Source organism: Phyllobacterium sp. 22229 (assembly GCF_052056495.1).
Lineage (GTDB): Bacteria > Pseudomonadota > Alphaproteobacteria > Rhizobiales > Rhizobiaceae > Phyllobacterium > Phyllobacterium myrsinacearum.
Window position 1 is genome coordinate 1 of the sequence record NZ_JBQEPA010000003.1, and the last position, 13,060, is coordinate 13,060.

At 61.1% G+C, this 13,060-nt stretch carries 15 protein-coding genes and 1 pseudogene; 7 read left to right on the top strand and 9 right to left on the bottom strand.

The annotated features are described in order from the left end of the window. Positions 1 to 384 (top strand): annotated as a pseudogene (locus ACTJJ7_RS03950) (hypothetical protein); the annotation flags it as partial. A gap of 17 nt (positions 385 to 401) precedes the next feature. On the opposite strand, the gene ACTJJ7_RS03955 reads toward ACTJJ7_RS03950, so the two are convergent. From ACTJJ7_RS03955 to ACTJJ7_RS03965, 3 genes are read right to left on the bottom strand one after another with little or no spacing between them, the layout of a single operon-like run. Beyond that, complete coding sequence (locus ACTJJ7_RS03955) at positions 402 to 749, bottom strand: DUF1491 family protein (RefSeq protein ID WP_440965508.1); 348 nt, start codon at positions 747 to 749, stop codon at positions 402 to 404. A 19-nt stretch (positions 750 to 768) separates the two neighbouring features. Continuing rightward, positions 769 to 1,656 carry a peptidoglycan-binding domain-containing protein gene (locus ACTJJ7_RS03960; RefSeq protein ID WP_165401786.1) on the bottom strand — a complete coding sequence of 296 codons (888 nt, stop codon included), beginning with the start codon at positions 1,654 to 1,656 and terminating at the stop codon, positions 769 to 771. Next, positions 1,631 to 3,442 carry a sensor histidine kinase gene (locus ACTJJ7_RS03965; protein WP_440965510.1) on the bottom strand — a complete coding sequence of 604 codons (1,812 nt, stop codon included), beginning with the start codon at positions 3,440 to 3,442 and terminating at the stop codon, positions 1,631 to 1,633. The genes ACTJJ7_RS03960 and ACTJJ7_RS03965 overlap by 26 nt, the downstream gene beginning before the upstream one ends. A gap of 375 nt (positions 3,443 to 3,817) precedes the next feature. Here ACTJJ7_RS03965 and ACTJJ7_RS03970 point away from each other — a divergent pair, with 375 nt between their 5' ends. Next, positions 3,818 to 4,303, top strand: coding sequence for a DUF5330 domain-containing protein (locus tag ACTJJ7_RS03970; RefSeq protein WP_105737299.1), 486 nt, complete (start codon positions 3,818 to 3,820; stop codon positions 4,301 to 4,303). A gap of 77 nt (positions 4,304 to 4,380) precedes the next feature. After that, entirely contained in the window at positions 4,381 to 4,821 is a 441-nt protein-coding gene (locus tag ACTJJ7_RS03975; RefSeq protein WP_105737297.1) for a SufE family protein, read from the top strand. 8 nt (positions 4,822 to 4,829) lie between these two features. Here ACTJJ7_RS03975 and ACTJJ7_RS03980 read toward each other — a convergent pair whose 3' ends face one another. Further along, positions 4,830 to 5,630 (bottom strand): DUF6456 domain-containing protein, encoded by an 801-nt coding sequence (locus ACTJJ7_RS03980; protein ID WP_440965512.1) that lies wholly within the window; start codon positions 5,628 to 5,630, stop codon positions 4,830 to 4,832. Continuing rightward, a complete protein-coding gene (locus ACTJJ7_RS03985) occupies positions 5,627 to 6,082 on the bottom strand; it encodes a helix-turn-helix domain-containing protein (RefSeq protein WP_440965513.1) in 456 nt (151 codons plus the stop codon). The genes ACTJJ7_RS03980 and ACTJJ7_RS03985 overlap by 4 nt, the downstream gene beginning before the upstream one ends. 195 nt (positions 6,083 to 6,277) lie before the next feature. Here ACTJJ7_RS03985 and ACTJJ7_RS03990 point away from each other — a divergent pair, with 195 nt between their 5' ends. Next, the gene (locus ACTJJ7_RS03990) at positions 6,278 to 6,565 is read left to right on the top strand and encodes a cytoplasmic protein (protein ID WP_105737293.1); all 288 of its coding nucleotides are present in this window, start codon (positions 6,278 to 6,280) and stop codon (positions 6,563 to 6,565) included. Between the two features lie 87 nt (positions 6,566 to 6,652). On the opposite strand, the gene ACTJJ7_RS03995 is transcribed toward ACTJJ7_RS03990, so the two are convergent. After that, positions 6,653 to 7,090, bottom strand: a complete 438-nt coding sequence (locus ACTJJ7_RS03995; protein WP_105737291.1) for a MucR family transcriptional regulator — start codon at positions 7,088 to 7,090, stop codon at positions 6,653 to 6,655. A gap of 759 nt (positions 7,091 to 7,849) precedes the next feature. Between ACTJJ7_RS03995 and ACTJJ7_RS04000 the strand changes: the two genes are divergently transcribed. Further along, positions 7,850 to 9,955: a S9 family peptidase gene (locus ACTJJ7_RS04000; protein ID WP_440965516.1), complete on the top strand. Its 2,106-nt coding sequence runs from the start codon at positions 7,850 to 7,852 to the stop codon at positions 9,953 to 9,955. Between the two features lie 103 nt (positions 9,956 to 10,058). Here ACTJJ7_RS04000 and ACTJJ7_RS04005 read toward each other — a convergent pair whose 3' ends face one another. Both ACTJJ7_RS04005 and ACTJJ7_RS04010 read right to left on the bottom strand, forming a co-directional pair. Next, the gene (locus ACTJJ7_RS04005) at positions 10,059 to 10,391 is read right to left on the bottom strand and encodes a hypothetical protein (RefSeq protein WP_105737288.1); all 333 of its coding nucleotides are present in this window, start codon (positions 10,389 to 10,391) and stop codon (positions 10,059 to 10,061) included. A gap of 84 nt (positions 10,392 to 10,475) precedes the next feature. Beyond that, positions 10,476 to 10,862 carry a hypothetical protein gene (locus ACTJJ7_RS04010; RefSeq protein WP_130268952.1) on the bottom strand — a complete coding sequence of 129 codons (387 nt, stop codon included), beginning with the start codon at positions 10,860 to 10,862 and terminating at the stop codon, positions 10,476 to 10,478. Between the two features lie 231 nt (positions 10,863 to 11,093). Between ACTJJ7_RS04010 and ACTJJ7_RS04015 the strand changes: the two genes are divergently transcribed. After that, the gene (locus tag ACTJJ7_RS04015; RefSeq protein WP_440965519.1) at positions 11,094 to 11,432 is read left to right on the top strand and encodes a metallophosphoesterase; all 339 of its coding nucleotides are present in this window, start codon (positions 11,094 to 11,096) and stop codon (positions 11,430 to 11,432) included. A gap of 2 nt (positions 11,433 to 11,434) precedes the next feature. On the opposite strand, the gene ACTJJ7_RS04020 is transcribed toward ACTJJ7_RS04015, so the two are convergent. After that, positions 11,435 to 12,538: an FAD-dependent oxidoreductase gene (locus ACTJJ7_RS04020; protein WP_440965521.1), complete on the bottom strand. Its 1,104-nt coding sequence runs from the start codon at positions 12,536 to 12,538 to the stop codon at positions 11,435 to 11,437. Positions 12,539 to 12,611: 73 nt separating this feature from the next. On the opposite strand from ACTJJ7_RS04020, the gene ACTJJ7_RS04025 reads away from it, so the two are divergent. Continuing rightward, a complete protein-coding gene (locus tag ACTJJ7_RS04025; protein WP_130268949.1) occupies positions 12,612 to 13,058 on the top strand; it encodes a MarR family winged helix-turn-helix transcriptional regulator in 447 nt (148 codons plus the stop codon). Positions 13,059 to 13,060 lie beyond the last annotated feature (2 nt).

Genomic DNA, 13,060 nt, shown 5'->3' on the forward strand with positions numbered 1-13,060 from the left:
TCATGGTGCGTGCAGGGGCTTTCGATGATGTCGATATTGCCATTTCATGGCATCCGGCATCGTTCACCCAAGTGGACCGAACGCATCATCGGCCACGGGCTCAATGCGGAACTGACCATCGCGCTTGCCGCGCTCGGCCTTTCGGCGGAGGCGGCGCATCTGGTGCTGACGGGCCTGTTCGGCCTCGTGCACAAGGACCTGCATTCGCTGCGCCTGTTCGTGCAGTCCTACCGCCAGATCGATCAGGACAAGGCGCAGGCCACCGTCCAGCGCTGGAAGACCGAGGAAAACTCACAGAAGCTGCGGCAGAAACTGCGCGAAATGGCGGCCGATTTCGAACGCGGCGGCACGGCGCCCGGCCCAGCCAAGCGCCGGGTGTCGTAACCCCCACCCGCCGGTGATCAGTCGCGGGCGAGCGGAAACAGCGCGCTGCGCTCGCCGCGGTATTCCTCGATCTCGACGATCCACAGATCGCGGTCCCAGCGTTTCTGCTTGTCCAGCGCCGCATCCGCCTCGGCTTCGGCCACGGCCGATTGCAGCAGGGTAAACTGCCGCTCGTCCGGCTTCGTCTCGTCATAGACCATCTGCGGCGCCGGGCCGAACAGGTCGTAGCTGCCATCGGCATTGCGGAACTTGATGAAGATCGCCCCGGCTTCCGCCGCGCCCTTGTGGCCAAGCGCGGCAAAGGCGCCGCTGCCATTGATGCGGCGCACCAGCGCGGAAACCCAGAATTCCGATGTCAGACGCATGTTGAGTCCCCGCCAGTGATCAGTTGATCAGGCCGATTTCCTGCATCTTGGCCAGCAGTTTCGCATCGGGCTCGCCGGTGACCGGCAGCTTGAACAGGTTCTGGAATTCGCGGATGGCGGTCTTGGTGCTGGCACCGACCTTGCCGTCGATCTCCACCTTGTCATTGCCGAAGGCGCGCAGGCCCGCCTGGATGCGGACGATTTCCGCCGGCGCAAGGCTGCTGGCCGCCGTCAGCTTGTCGGCCGGGGTGGCCGATACGGTCTGGACGGTGGCTTTCTCGGCGTCGTGGCCGGGCTTGATCGCCGGGATCGCAATGCTGGCGGTGGTGTCGCTGGCGCTGCCAACGGCAGGCTGCGCCGTCTCGATGCCCATGTCGGCCGAGGCCTTGCGATAGGCCTCGATGGCGGCGCGGGTGCCCTTGCCGGCAAGGCCGTCGACGGCGCCGTTGTAGAAGCCGAGCGACAGGAGTTTCTGCTGCATCTTGGCCACTTCCGGATCGCCGCCGGGCGCCAGCACGGGCGTGCCGCCATTGCCGGCGGCATTGTTGATGGCGGCAGCGACCGGATCGGGATTGCCCTGCGGCACCGGCACGGAATTGACCCGGCGCACGGGCGCATCGGCGGCGCTCTGCTTCTGCGGCGCGCCGAGCACGCCGCCATCATGCTTGACCGGTTTGAACACCAGCTCCGGCCGGGTGCGGAAGAACACGCCGTCATGCACCTGCGGCTGGTACCACAGCGCATTGGCGGAGATGAAGCCGAGGGTCACCAGAAAGGCGGTCGCGCCGCCGGTGATCGTCGGATTGCGGGCAATCAGCCCGCCTGTCCCGATGGCGATACGGGCCATGTGGCCGCGCTTGGGCGCGCGGCGCTTCCTGCTGTCAGGCCGATTTGCGGGCTTGCGCATGCGAACCTCCCTCACTGTCGCCGTCGGCCCGGAATTCGACGATATTGACCGGTTCCGCCGGAACCGGCTCGATCCGCGGACCGGCGAGTGGAATGAGAACATTCACCACCGTGCCCTCGCTGGGACGGCTGCGGATGTCCATCTGGCCGCCATGCAGGCCGATCAGGCCCTTGACGGTGGCAAGGCCAAGGCCGGTGCCTTCGTGCCGGCGCGTGTAATCGTTCTGCACCTGGCGGAACGGCTGGCCCAGCGTTTGCAGATCCGCTTCGGCAATGCCGATGCCGGTATCGCTGACGGAGAAGGCCAGCATGTCGCCATGCAGTCCGGCGTCGATGGTGACCACGCCGCCGCTCTCGGTGAACTTGACTGCGTTGGACACCAGGTTGATCAGCACCTGCTGGATGGCGCGCTGGTCGGCAACGACGGTGCCGATGTTGCGGCTGACGCGGTCGCACAGCGTTACGTTCTTCTGCGAGGCCTGATGCGCCATCATGTCATGCACCATGGTCACCGCATCCTTGAAGGCGAAGCTTTCCGCCATGATCGGATAGGTTCCGGCCTCGATCTTAGACACGTCGAGAATGGCATTGACCACCGAAAGCAGGTGCGTGCCGGACTGGTGCACCAGCTCGACATATTCGCGCTGGCGCGCATCCGGCAGCTTGCCGCAGATTTCCTGCAGCAGCACGTCGGAGAAGCCGATGATGGAGTTGAGCGGGGTGCGCAGCTCATGGCTGACCGACGCAAGGAAGCGGCCCTTGGTCACCTCGGCCGCCTCGACCTGGGTGCGGGCGGCATCCAGCGCAAAGCGGTCGGCAACCGCATTGGAAATGTCCGTTGCCACGACGACAAGGCCATTGTCCCGGCTCTGCGGCACGCCGGAAAGGCGATAGGTGGCAAAGCGCACCGTATGCGCCGGTTTCGCCGCATCGCCCGGTGCAACGCAGCGCAGCTTTATCTCCGCCGCCGTGGCGGCCGTACCGCTGCGCAGATCCGACAGGAAGGCCAGGAAATGCACGCGGTCCGATACGTGCACGCGCTCGACCAGCGCCGTGCCGATCAGCAGGCCGCGGGCCACGCCGAAATGCTCCTGCGCCTTGCAGGACAGTGCGGTGATCATGCCGTCGCGGCCAAGCCCGATCACCACGCCGTCAACGGCGCTCTCCAGATCGGCGACCCGGTCGTCGCGGCGCGCTTCCTGACCGCGCGCCACCAGCGCACCGGCTGAACGGACCAGCAGCGTTGCCCCATAGGCGAGCGACGCCAGCAGGGAGAATGCCGTCAGGGTGACGTTGCCGCCCATCCACACCGACACGCCAAGAAGGACGGCAAGCACCGCCGCGGCAATGCCGCCGGAAAGGGCAAGCGCCTTTTGCGAGCGCATGACGAACCAGGCTTCGAGCGGGATTGCCGCGCCCATGATCCAGAGCAGGAGATTGGCGGATGGCGCCATGACGGCGATCAGCGCAATGGCGGCGCCGTAGGATGCCAGGGCTGCCAGCCCCAACCGCGCGGCGTTGCGAACCAGCGAGAGCGTCCCGCAGAAAATCATCGGCAGGGCAAAGACACCGACGCCGAGGCTGAGCATGCCGCCCGCTTCACTGAACAGGGAGTGGCTGGCGGCCAGCGCAACGGCCAGCAGGAACGGCATGACGAGGAAGGCACCGGCCATGCGGGCGTCCCTGTCGCGTTCGGCGGCGCCGGCAACAGATGTGCTCACCCAGCGTTTGCAGTGGCGCCGGTAGGCATCAGCAATTCTGGGCAGTGTGACGGAATGAATCGGCACCAGTTTTTTCCTGCTATCCGGACGGTCCGGCCGGGGCCGGATGCATCACGGTCATTTCAATGTCGCCGTTAACTTTTGCAGACGAGGCTTTAAGGAAAGGATAAAACCGGGGACGCAGATGTCCCGCACAACCGGTTTCGGCCGAATGTGCGGGGGCTTTTCAATGCATGGTAAATGAAGGGTTTCGGGTTGCCGCCGATTTGCCCGCCGAATCGCAAAACCGGCATTTCGGGCTCCAAGATTTCTTAATCCTTGGTTTCTATGATCGCTCAAATGCAAAACCGCGTCTCAACCGGTTTTTGCCTTGTCTGTGGCAATGTCCCGGCATGGGCTGCTCCTGGGAAGCAGGTCCGGTGTTGGCAGAGGATATCTGAAATGTTCTTCCTGATCAGGTTTGCGATCAAGTTCTGCTTCTGGATGTTTTTGATTTCGCTGTTCATTCCAGTGGATTCGAAGGACAATCCGCAAGGCGTGCCGCAACCCGGCCCGCTCGAGGCTTTCTTTGCCGCGCGCGAGACGATCAGCGATCTCAGCCAGTTCTGCACACGCAATCCCAATGCCTGCGAAACCGGCAAGGCAGCCCTGAACAATGCGGGCGTTCGCGCCAGCGAAGTGGCCAAGGTCGGCTATCAATATCTCGACACGCAGCTGGGCGCCAAGACCAACGGCGCCGATGCGGCCGTTGCCGCCGCCCATGACGACGCGGGAGCCGTTGCCGCCTCCGCAACCGACAAGAGCGACCTGATCAAGGCCAAGCTGCGCGAGATGGCGATGCGCGAAATTCTGGAAGCGGCCATCCGCCAGCGCGAACAGTCCAATGCCGTCGACGGCAAGACAACGGGCACGATCGCAAAGAAGTAGCGGCTGCGACAGGAAAGACGGTGACGTCCGGCTTTCGCGTCACTATATGTGCCTCATCACCGTTCGAGACTGGACCTATGGCACAGACAATTGACGATATCATCGCGGATTTCGATTTCCTGGACGACTGGGAAGACCGCTACCGCTATGTCATCGACCTCGGCCGGGAACTGAAGCCCTATCCGGATGATGCCCGCGATGCGCAGCACAAGGTCAATGGCTGCGTCAGCCAGGTCTGGCTGAAGAGCACGCCGAGCGACGGCGCCGATCCGGTCATCGATTTCCTCGGCGATTCCGACGCGCATATCGTGCGCGGCCTCGTCGCCATCATGATGGTGCTTTATTCCGGCAGGAAGGCGTCGGAAATCCTCGCCATCGATCCGGAAGCCATCCTGAAGAAACTGGGCCTGAATGAAAATCTGACGCCGCAGCGCTCCAACGGCCTGCGCTCGATGGTCGCCCGCATCCGCAACGAGGCGCAGGCGGTGCTGGCAACCCCGGGTGCCACGCAGCACTGAGCGCGCTGCTACCGCGCCAGCCGCGGGCGGTAATCCGCGGTTCCCCAGTGAATGATGCGCGCAGTGCGCCGGGCGGGCGATGGCGGGCAGTAATGCCGGTCCAGCGCCGCGAGCGCTGTTTTGAGGATGAGCTTGGCAGAGCGGACCGGCCACTGCCTTTCCCGCTCGACAGTCTCAAGGCCCTTGAGAAAGCAGCAGACATCCACCAGCACGCCGGAGAGTTCCGGTCCGACCGCATCCAGCGCCCGCTCGACCCGCTGCCTTGCGGCCAATGCGGCATCGGTGATTTCCAAGGTGCCATTGCCGGAGCGATGGCTTGTGCCGCTTCCCACGGCACTCCAGTTGGCGCCAAGCGGCGGCATGAAGTTGCCAAGGGTATAGTCGTTGCGCAATTGCTCCCCCGCCTTGAACGCAGCTTCGCTGATCAGCGGGACACCGGATGAATCCCTGCGGCGGCGCAACAGGGCAAGCGGCGATTCGGCTTCGTTGCGCCGTACCGCCCCATGCCGGTTGTGCGGCGCCGCCAGCGTTTCAAGGCGATGCTGGGCGGCATAGGCGTCTGCTCCGCCGTCCACCCGGCGCAGGAATGCCCTGCCCGTATCGGTGATGCCGACGATCCCGCCTACTGGCCGTGCCAGTCCTTCCCGTACGGCGTGGTCCAGCACCGCTGTCCCGATGGAAATCGCGCCGCCCGCCGTGCTTTCCAGCATCACCTTGCCATTGCCCGCGATTGCCGGCTCCGCCGGCGCCTTGGCCAGAAAGCACAGCAGCCTGCGCACGCCGGTATTGTTCTTGCCCTGGATGCTCATTGGCGCACCATGCCGCTGCGCAGGAATGCTGCCCGGAGAATGTTTTCAAGCGTCTGCACAACCCGGTCGAACTCCGGCTCGTCGCGCATATCCTCAATCAGATGACAGGCATGGTTGACCGTGCTGCGGTCGCGCCCGAAGGCACGCCCAACCTCCGTCATGCTCAGCGACAGCGTCACATGCGCCACATACATGCCGATCTGCCGGACGCGGGCCACCGACCGCTCGCAGCGGGAATGGGCGCGCAGCTCGCGGCCACTGACATTGAAAAAGCTGGCGAGAATGTCGATGACACCGTCGCAGACATGAAAGAGACGGCCATCCGGCGGTTCACCCCCATCGGGCACAGCGGGTTTCACTGTCTTCGGTTTCGGACGCGCTCGACGGAGGATCTCAATCATCGCCCGCGCCTCGGCGGCAGAGCGGATCAGATGGGGGAAATTCTCGGACATGCTCGCTCCACTTCGCTTATAGGAATATCTTCTTATATTAGTCCCAGCAAGACCGTGGATAAGTTTTCCGGTGCGCAGCCATCATGCCATTGTTTTCGTGGATTCTTTTTTGCAGCCCCTCTTTAATCTAGGACTTTTGTCCTACATCCCTCAAGCCGGAGCAAAGTGTGTCCATCCACCATCGAGGACGGAAACATGGCTGAGAGAGAATGGACGAAGCAGAGGGCGGCATTCCTGGCTGCAAGGGATGCGGAGCACAGCAGGGCGCGGCAAAGGCTGGCGCTGCAGATTCTGTGCGGCGAAGATCTGGATGCGGCGATCGCGCTTGGCGCCGCCGAAAAGCAGACCTACTGCCGGCGGCTCAAACGTTTGATTGAAAGGGAAAGGATCAAGGGTGGCAAGGGGCACTGGAGCTATGACCTCAATCGTCATATCGGTCTCAAACAGGCCCTGGATACTTTGTTGAAATCCATGCCGGGCTGAAGTTCATGCCGGCGCGCATGGAAGAGGTGCAGACAACAAAACGGCGCCCGAAGGCGCCGTCTTGCAAAGATTCTCGACTGCCTGTTCTCAGGCAGCCTTTTTGCGCTTGCGGCCGAGACCCATGTTCTTGGCAAGACGCGAGCGTGCGGCAGCGTAATTGGGTGCAACCATGGGATAGGAAGCATCCAGATCCCACTTTTCGCGGTACTGCTCAGGCGTCAGACCATAATGGGTCATCAGGTGCCGCTTCAAAGACTTGAACTTCTTGCCGTCTTCGAGGCAGACAATGTAGTCATCCGCAACGGATTTCTTCGGATTGATTGCAGGCTTTGGCTTTTCCTGAATCGTGACGACTGCTTCTGCACCACTGCCGACCCGACCAAGAGCAGCGTGGACATCAGCAATAAGCGCAGGAAGATCGCCAGATGGCACTGAATTGTTGCTTACATAAGCAGCAACCAATTCAGCGGTCAGTTCCAGGAGAACGTCTCCAGCAGCTGTGTTTGAATTGTCGAATGTTGTCATCAAAGTCCAAATCCTTCATCTAATTTGAAAAGTTGGTATTACACGGGAAAGCAAGCAGTATAAATCTGCAAATATCAGAAACCCTGACACTGATGACGACACTGTATTCAGGATGGAGCTCTAATTGTCAAATCAATACTTCACCAAAAAAAGAAATATTTGTAATTTTTCCTTGATATTGAATTTACTGAGGACCTGGCGCCGGTTGGGCCAAGAAAGCCAAAATCCCGTTACACATGTGATAACATAAATGTTCACACGTGAACATCCGTACAACACCACTAAGACGAAAAATGGCAAAAATGAGGAACCAATCCGCATTTCACAAGCATTCTATAACAACGGAGGTTACTCAGTGCAGTGCCAGACCTACTTTAGTGCAACATGAGACAATAATAAGTATTTCTGTTTTTGATCAAAAAGACAAATTACGCGCAATTGCCCGCGAAGAATCCTGCCCGGAAACACGGATTGAGGGCCAAAAACGCAAAAATCGGCTGCAAGCGCGGCTTTTGTCACCGGGTTGGCAACGCGCGGCCAATGACCGGCAATATTGTTGCAGACGCCGCGCCATAGTATTCACAGATGAACCGATGGATTTGCTCTATCGGCGCGTCCCGTGCAAGGCCCTTTGCGGAGAGGCGCAGGATTGACGAATCCCGCACAGATGTGATTGTCATCAGTGTCTCCGGCAAAGTCTGACATTGTTCCGTCGCAAAGACGTTAGAGCCTTTCCATCCACTGTACTGAGAGTATTTCATGACCAAAACATCGCGTTTCGCCACTCTCCCCGCTCCGCAATCGGCCAAACATCCGGTATCGGACACGCGCCACGGCATCACCCGTGTCGACAACTACGCCTGGATGCGGGCCGATAACTGGCAGGAGGTGTTCAGGGATCCGGCCGTGCTCGATCCGGCCATCCGCAGCCACCTTGAAGCGGAAAACACCTATCAGACGGCGCTGATGGCCGACACGAAGGCGCTGCAGAGCACTCTGTTCGACGAGATGAAGGGGCGGATCAAGGAAGACGATTCGTCCGTGCCGTCGAAGGACGGACCCTATGCCTATGGCACATCCTACAAGACCGGCGGCCAGCATCCGCGCTTCTTCCGCATACCGCGTGACGGCGGCGCGGAGACGATGCTGCTGGACGGCGACCTCGAGGGCGAAGGCAAGGCCTATTTCAGCCTGGGTTCTGCCGATCATTCGCCGGATCACGCCAAGATGATCTGGGGTTTCGATGACATGGGCTCCGAGTTCTACACGCTGCGGGTGCGCGATCTGGCGACGCTGGCCGATGCGGCCGACGTGGTCACTGAAACATCGGGCGATGGCGTATGGAATGCCCAGTCAACCGGCTTTTACTACACGAAGGTGGATGCCAACCATCGCCCGTCGCGCCTGTTCTACCACGTGCTTGGCCAGCCGGAGAGCGCAGACCGCCTGATCAAGGAGGAAACGGATCCCGGCTTTTTCATGGGGGTCAGCGGCAGTTCACTCGATGACTTCATCTTCATCGACTGCCACGATCACGAGACGTCGGAAGTCTGGCTGCTCGATGCCAGGGATGCCGCATCCGCGCCAAGACTTGTTGCGGCGCGCCAGTCCGGCGTGGAATACAGCATGACCGAAGGCGGCGATGTCTTTTACATCCTCACCAACATCGATGGTGCCAAGGATTTCAAGATCATGAGCACGCCGGTCACTGCGCCGGAACCGGCCAACTGGACCGAGGTGGTGGCACACAAGCCGGGCCGCCTGCTGCTCGGCCATGGCGCCTACAGGGATTATCTGGTCTGGCTGGAACGGGAAAACGGCCTGCCGCGCATCATGATCCACGACCGCCATACGGGCGAGGAACACGCCATCGCCTTTGACGAAGAGGCCTATTCCCTTGGCCTGCAGGGAAGTCCCGAATATGACAGCGAGGTCATCCGCTTCTCCTATTCGTCGATGACCACGCCGTCGCAGCTCTATGACTACAATATGCGCACGCGCGAGCGCACGCTGCTGAAAACCCAGGAAGTGCCCTCCGGCCACAATCCCGATGACTATGTCACACGGCGGCTGCTGGCTCCGGCGGCGGACGGCGAGACGGTGCCGGTTTCCATCGTCTATCACCGCGACACGAAGCTCGACGGGTCTGCGCCCTGCCTGCTCTATGGCTATGGCTCCTACGGCTCGACCATGTCGGCAAGTTTCAGCACCACCCGCCTGTCGCTTGTCGATCGCGGTTTCATCTATGCCCTCGCCCATATTCGCGGCGGCAAGGACAAGGGCTATGCCTGGTATGAGAATGGCAAGCGCCTGCACAAGAAGAACACGTTTGGCGACTTCATTGCGGTCGCCCGCCATCTTGCGGCAGAAGGTTTTACCAGCCCGCAAGGCACCATTGCCCATGGCGGTTCGGCCGGGGGGCTGCTGATGGGCGCCGTTGCCAACATGGCGCCGGAGGCCTTTGGCGGGATCATCGCCGAAGTGCCGTTCGTCGATGTCATCAACACGATGCTGGACGATACCTTGCCGCTCACCCCGCCGGAATGGACCGAATGGGGCAATCCGATCACCTCGCCGACGGACTATGCCTACATGGCGTCCTATTCGCCCTATGACAATGTCCGGGCGCAGGCCTATCCGCCAATCCTGGCGGTTGCCGGGCTGACCGATCCGCGCGTCACCTACTGGGAGCCGGCCAAATGGGTGGCCAAACTGCGCGAGCTCAAGACCGACGCCCATCCCGTGCTGTTCCGCATCAACATGGATGCCGGGCATGCGGGCGCCTCCGGCCGCTTCTCCCATCTGGAGGAAGTCGCCTATGTCTACGCCTATGCCCTCAAGCTCGTGGACAAGACCGCCGCCTGACTGCATGACGCACCGTCGTCCCCGCCGCCCGTTGACACCAGCGGGCGGCCAAAAAGGACCGTCTCCGGCGTTTTGGACCGCGGCTCCATGGCAACTGGTCAAATCATACGTCGCACACCGATATGATGCGCCCCTGCACATCAATCAGATAGGTCTTCGATTTTGACAGTGGAAACTGCGGATTGAGGAGAAAATATCGCCCGCCCTTGACCTCGACCTTCTCGAGAGTGTCGCTGATATCCTTTTCCGGCAGGAAACCGATGATATAGCCCGCAGGATAAGTCTCAAGAATCTGGTCGCCAGCACCAAGTTTTCGCCCCCCAAGGGACCACAAGACATAGGGCAGCAAACCCGCATTGGCATTCGCGCACAGCGGCGTGAAAAGCGCGGCGGCAGCGTCGCTCAATTTGATATTTTTCGAAATACCGGAGGTCATCGCGCCCTCATGAAACGTGTTCATCGCCCAATGTTGTTGAGGCCAACGGCAGCGGTTCATTGATTGCATTTTCCGCGGATGCCCCTATCGCAAGATCAGTTTTGATCTGTCATCCGGGTCGGTATCGATAAGGCGCTCCGTCTTTACCGCCAGAATATAGGCGGGAATCTTGAAGACAATTTCCACATTGTCCAAAACTGCCAGGGCCTGCACCGGCAGTTTGTGCCTTTCATAGGCCGTCAGATGGATGCCAGGGCCGATATGCCGCCATGGTCCCGGCGGATTGGCTTGGCGATAGCTGCGGGCATCGGCCCAATCGAAGGAAACGATCCAGCCTTCGCCCGGCCGCGTTCGCTCGATTTCCCCAGCAAAGTCGCGTGCCAATTGCAAGGCCCGGGTGGAAACCCGAACTGAGCCCGGCCCGGCAAACTCCCAAGCGTGGGGCGCATCGTCAAAAAATCGCGTTGGCATCGAACAAGTCCTCAAAACGGTCTCAGCAACTGCGGCAGCTTTAATTCCTCATGAATGACCTAAAGGGATAATATTCCTATTAGCCAGTCCCGCCGTCAATTCGACTTTAGTCGCGCAGATGTGTTTGCCGCTGCGTGGGGTCACGGTTACAGCCGCCACGGTTTCGGCTATAAAGGCAGGAAGCACGTGTGGCGAAGCAATGTCAGACCTGATTCACTGCGGAGGTTTACGATGAAACGAAGTGTTCTTGTCCTGATGCTCGGTGCTGCCCTGACAGCCCTACCCCTGTTTCCGGGTGGGGATATGACCGGGGCCCAGGCGGCCGTTCGCAAGAATGTCAGCGAATTTGCCGGGCAGCGCTGCAACAACCCGCCGCGCGGGTCGGGTGTGATTGTCGGCCGCTATTCCGGCACGACCGACAATCCGATCATTTCCATGGGCGGCGACAATGTGCCGGTGTCCGATTTTCGCTGCTTCCGCACCATGGAAGAATGCCGCGGCTGGCTCTACACCATGCGCAGCAAATATGTCGACGGCAACTCCGTGCTGATCGGATGCGACAGGCGCTGAGTTCAGGCCACGCCGCTGATCCGCTTCATCGTTGCTTCCAGACTGTCCTCGGCAAAACCGGCCGCCATCGCCTGCATCGCCTCGCCCGCGGCCGTCGCGGCCCGTTCCCACATCAAGGCTTCGTACGCCCGCACGGCGATGGTCCGGTCCTCATCTCCCGTCAAGGCGTCGGCGAGATCGGCGGCATCGCGCAGCGCCAGATTGCCGCCCACGCCCGCCGGCGGCATGACATGAGCCGCATCGCCGATGAGTGTAACACCCGCGCGGCTCTGCCAGCGATGCCCGACGGGCAGCGCGCAAATCGGCCAGGGCCGCACCGTATCCTTTGCCGCGTCAAAGAGCTGCAGCAGGCTCCCGTCCCAGCCGGCGAACTGCGCGGCGAGGCTTTCCTTCGTCGCCTCGAACCCCGGCCTCTCCTCGCCCGGCAGCGCCGCATAGACCCGGATATGCGCATTGGCGTTGCGCTGCGCAAAGATCGACTTGCCATCGCCCTTGGCAATCATTGTGCCGCGCCCGACCAGCGCCGCGATGCCGGGATGCCGGGTATCGGCATCGTCGATCGCGAGTTCATAGAGGGTCAGTCCGATATGCCTGGGCTTTGCATCCGAGACCAGAAGCCGCACCTTTGACCACGCCCCATCCGCTCCGGCGACAAAATCATGCCGGGCGACGGACCCGTTTTCAAAACACAGCTCGAACGTGCCATCATCGCGTGGCACGGCTTGCGTCAAACGGCAGCCCCAGCGAACACTGTCTGCAGGAATGGACTGCAAAAGCAGGTCCCTCAATTGGCTGCGGTCAATCTCCGGGCGGTCTCCATCGGAGGCATCGTCCTGATACACAAGCAGGCCGTGCTTGTCATAAAGCCGGGTGCCCTGGTCTTCGTAGCGTGCAAAATGCTGGAACTCGGCAAACAGCCCGGCCCGCTTCATGGCATATTGCCCGGTTCCGGGGTGCAGATCGAGCATGCCGCCCTGCCCGCGATGCACGGGCGATTCATCCCGCTCATAAACGGTGAAGGCGACGCCCTTCAAATACAACATACGCGCCAGCAACAGCCCGCCGGGCCCGCCGCCGACAATGGCGACAGATGATTTCTTTGACATTTTCAAGGTCCCACTGATAGGTTGCATAGGACCCTATTATTATATCATAGGGTCCTATGCAAGGAGAATTGCCATGCCCGGTCCAGACCCGAGACAAACCCCGTCTTTCCTCATCAAGCAGGCGGCCCGCGAATTGATGCGCCGGGGCGAGGAAAAGCTGCGGCCGCTCGGCCTCGGTGCGGCCTATCTGCCGGTACTGGTCGCGGTGAAGAATGGCGAAGCATCGACACAGGCCGATCTGGCCCGGCTGCTGCAGGTGGAACAGCCGTCCATGGCCCAGGCGCTGGCCCGGATGGAACGCGACGGGTTCATTCAGCGCAAGGCCGATCCGGCGCATCGGCGAAGCCAGATCATCGAGCTGACCGCGCTCGCCTTCGAGCGCCTGCCGCAGGCCTATGCGGCCCTGAACGAGGGCAATATTCTGGCCATGACGGGTTTTTCCACCAACGAGGCGGCGCAGTTCGTGGCCTTTCTCAATCGCGTCAATGCCAATCTGCGCAATGGGGATAGCCAGCCCTGATC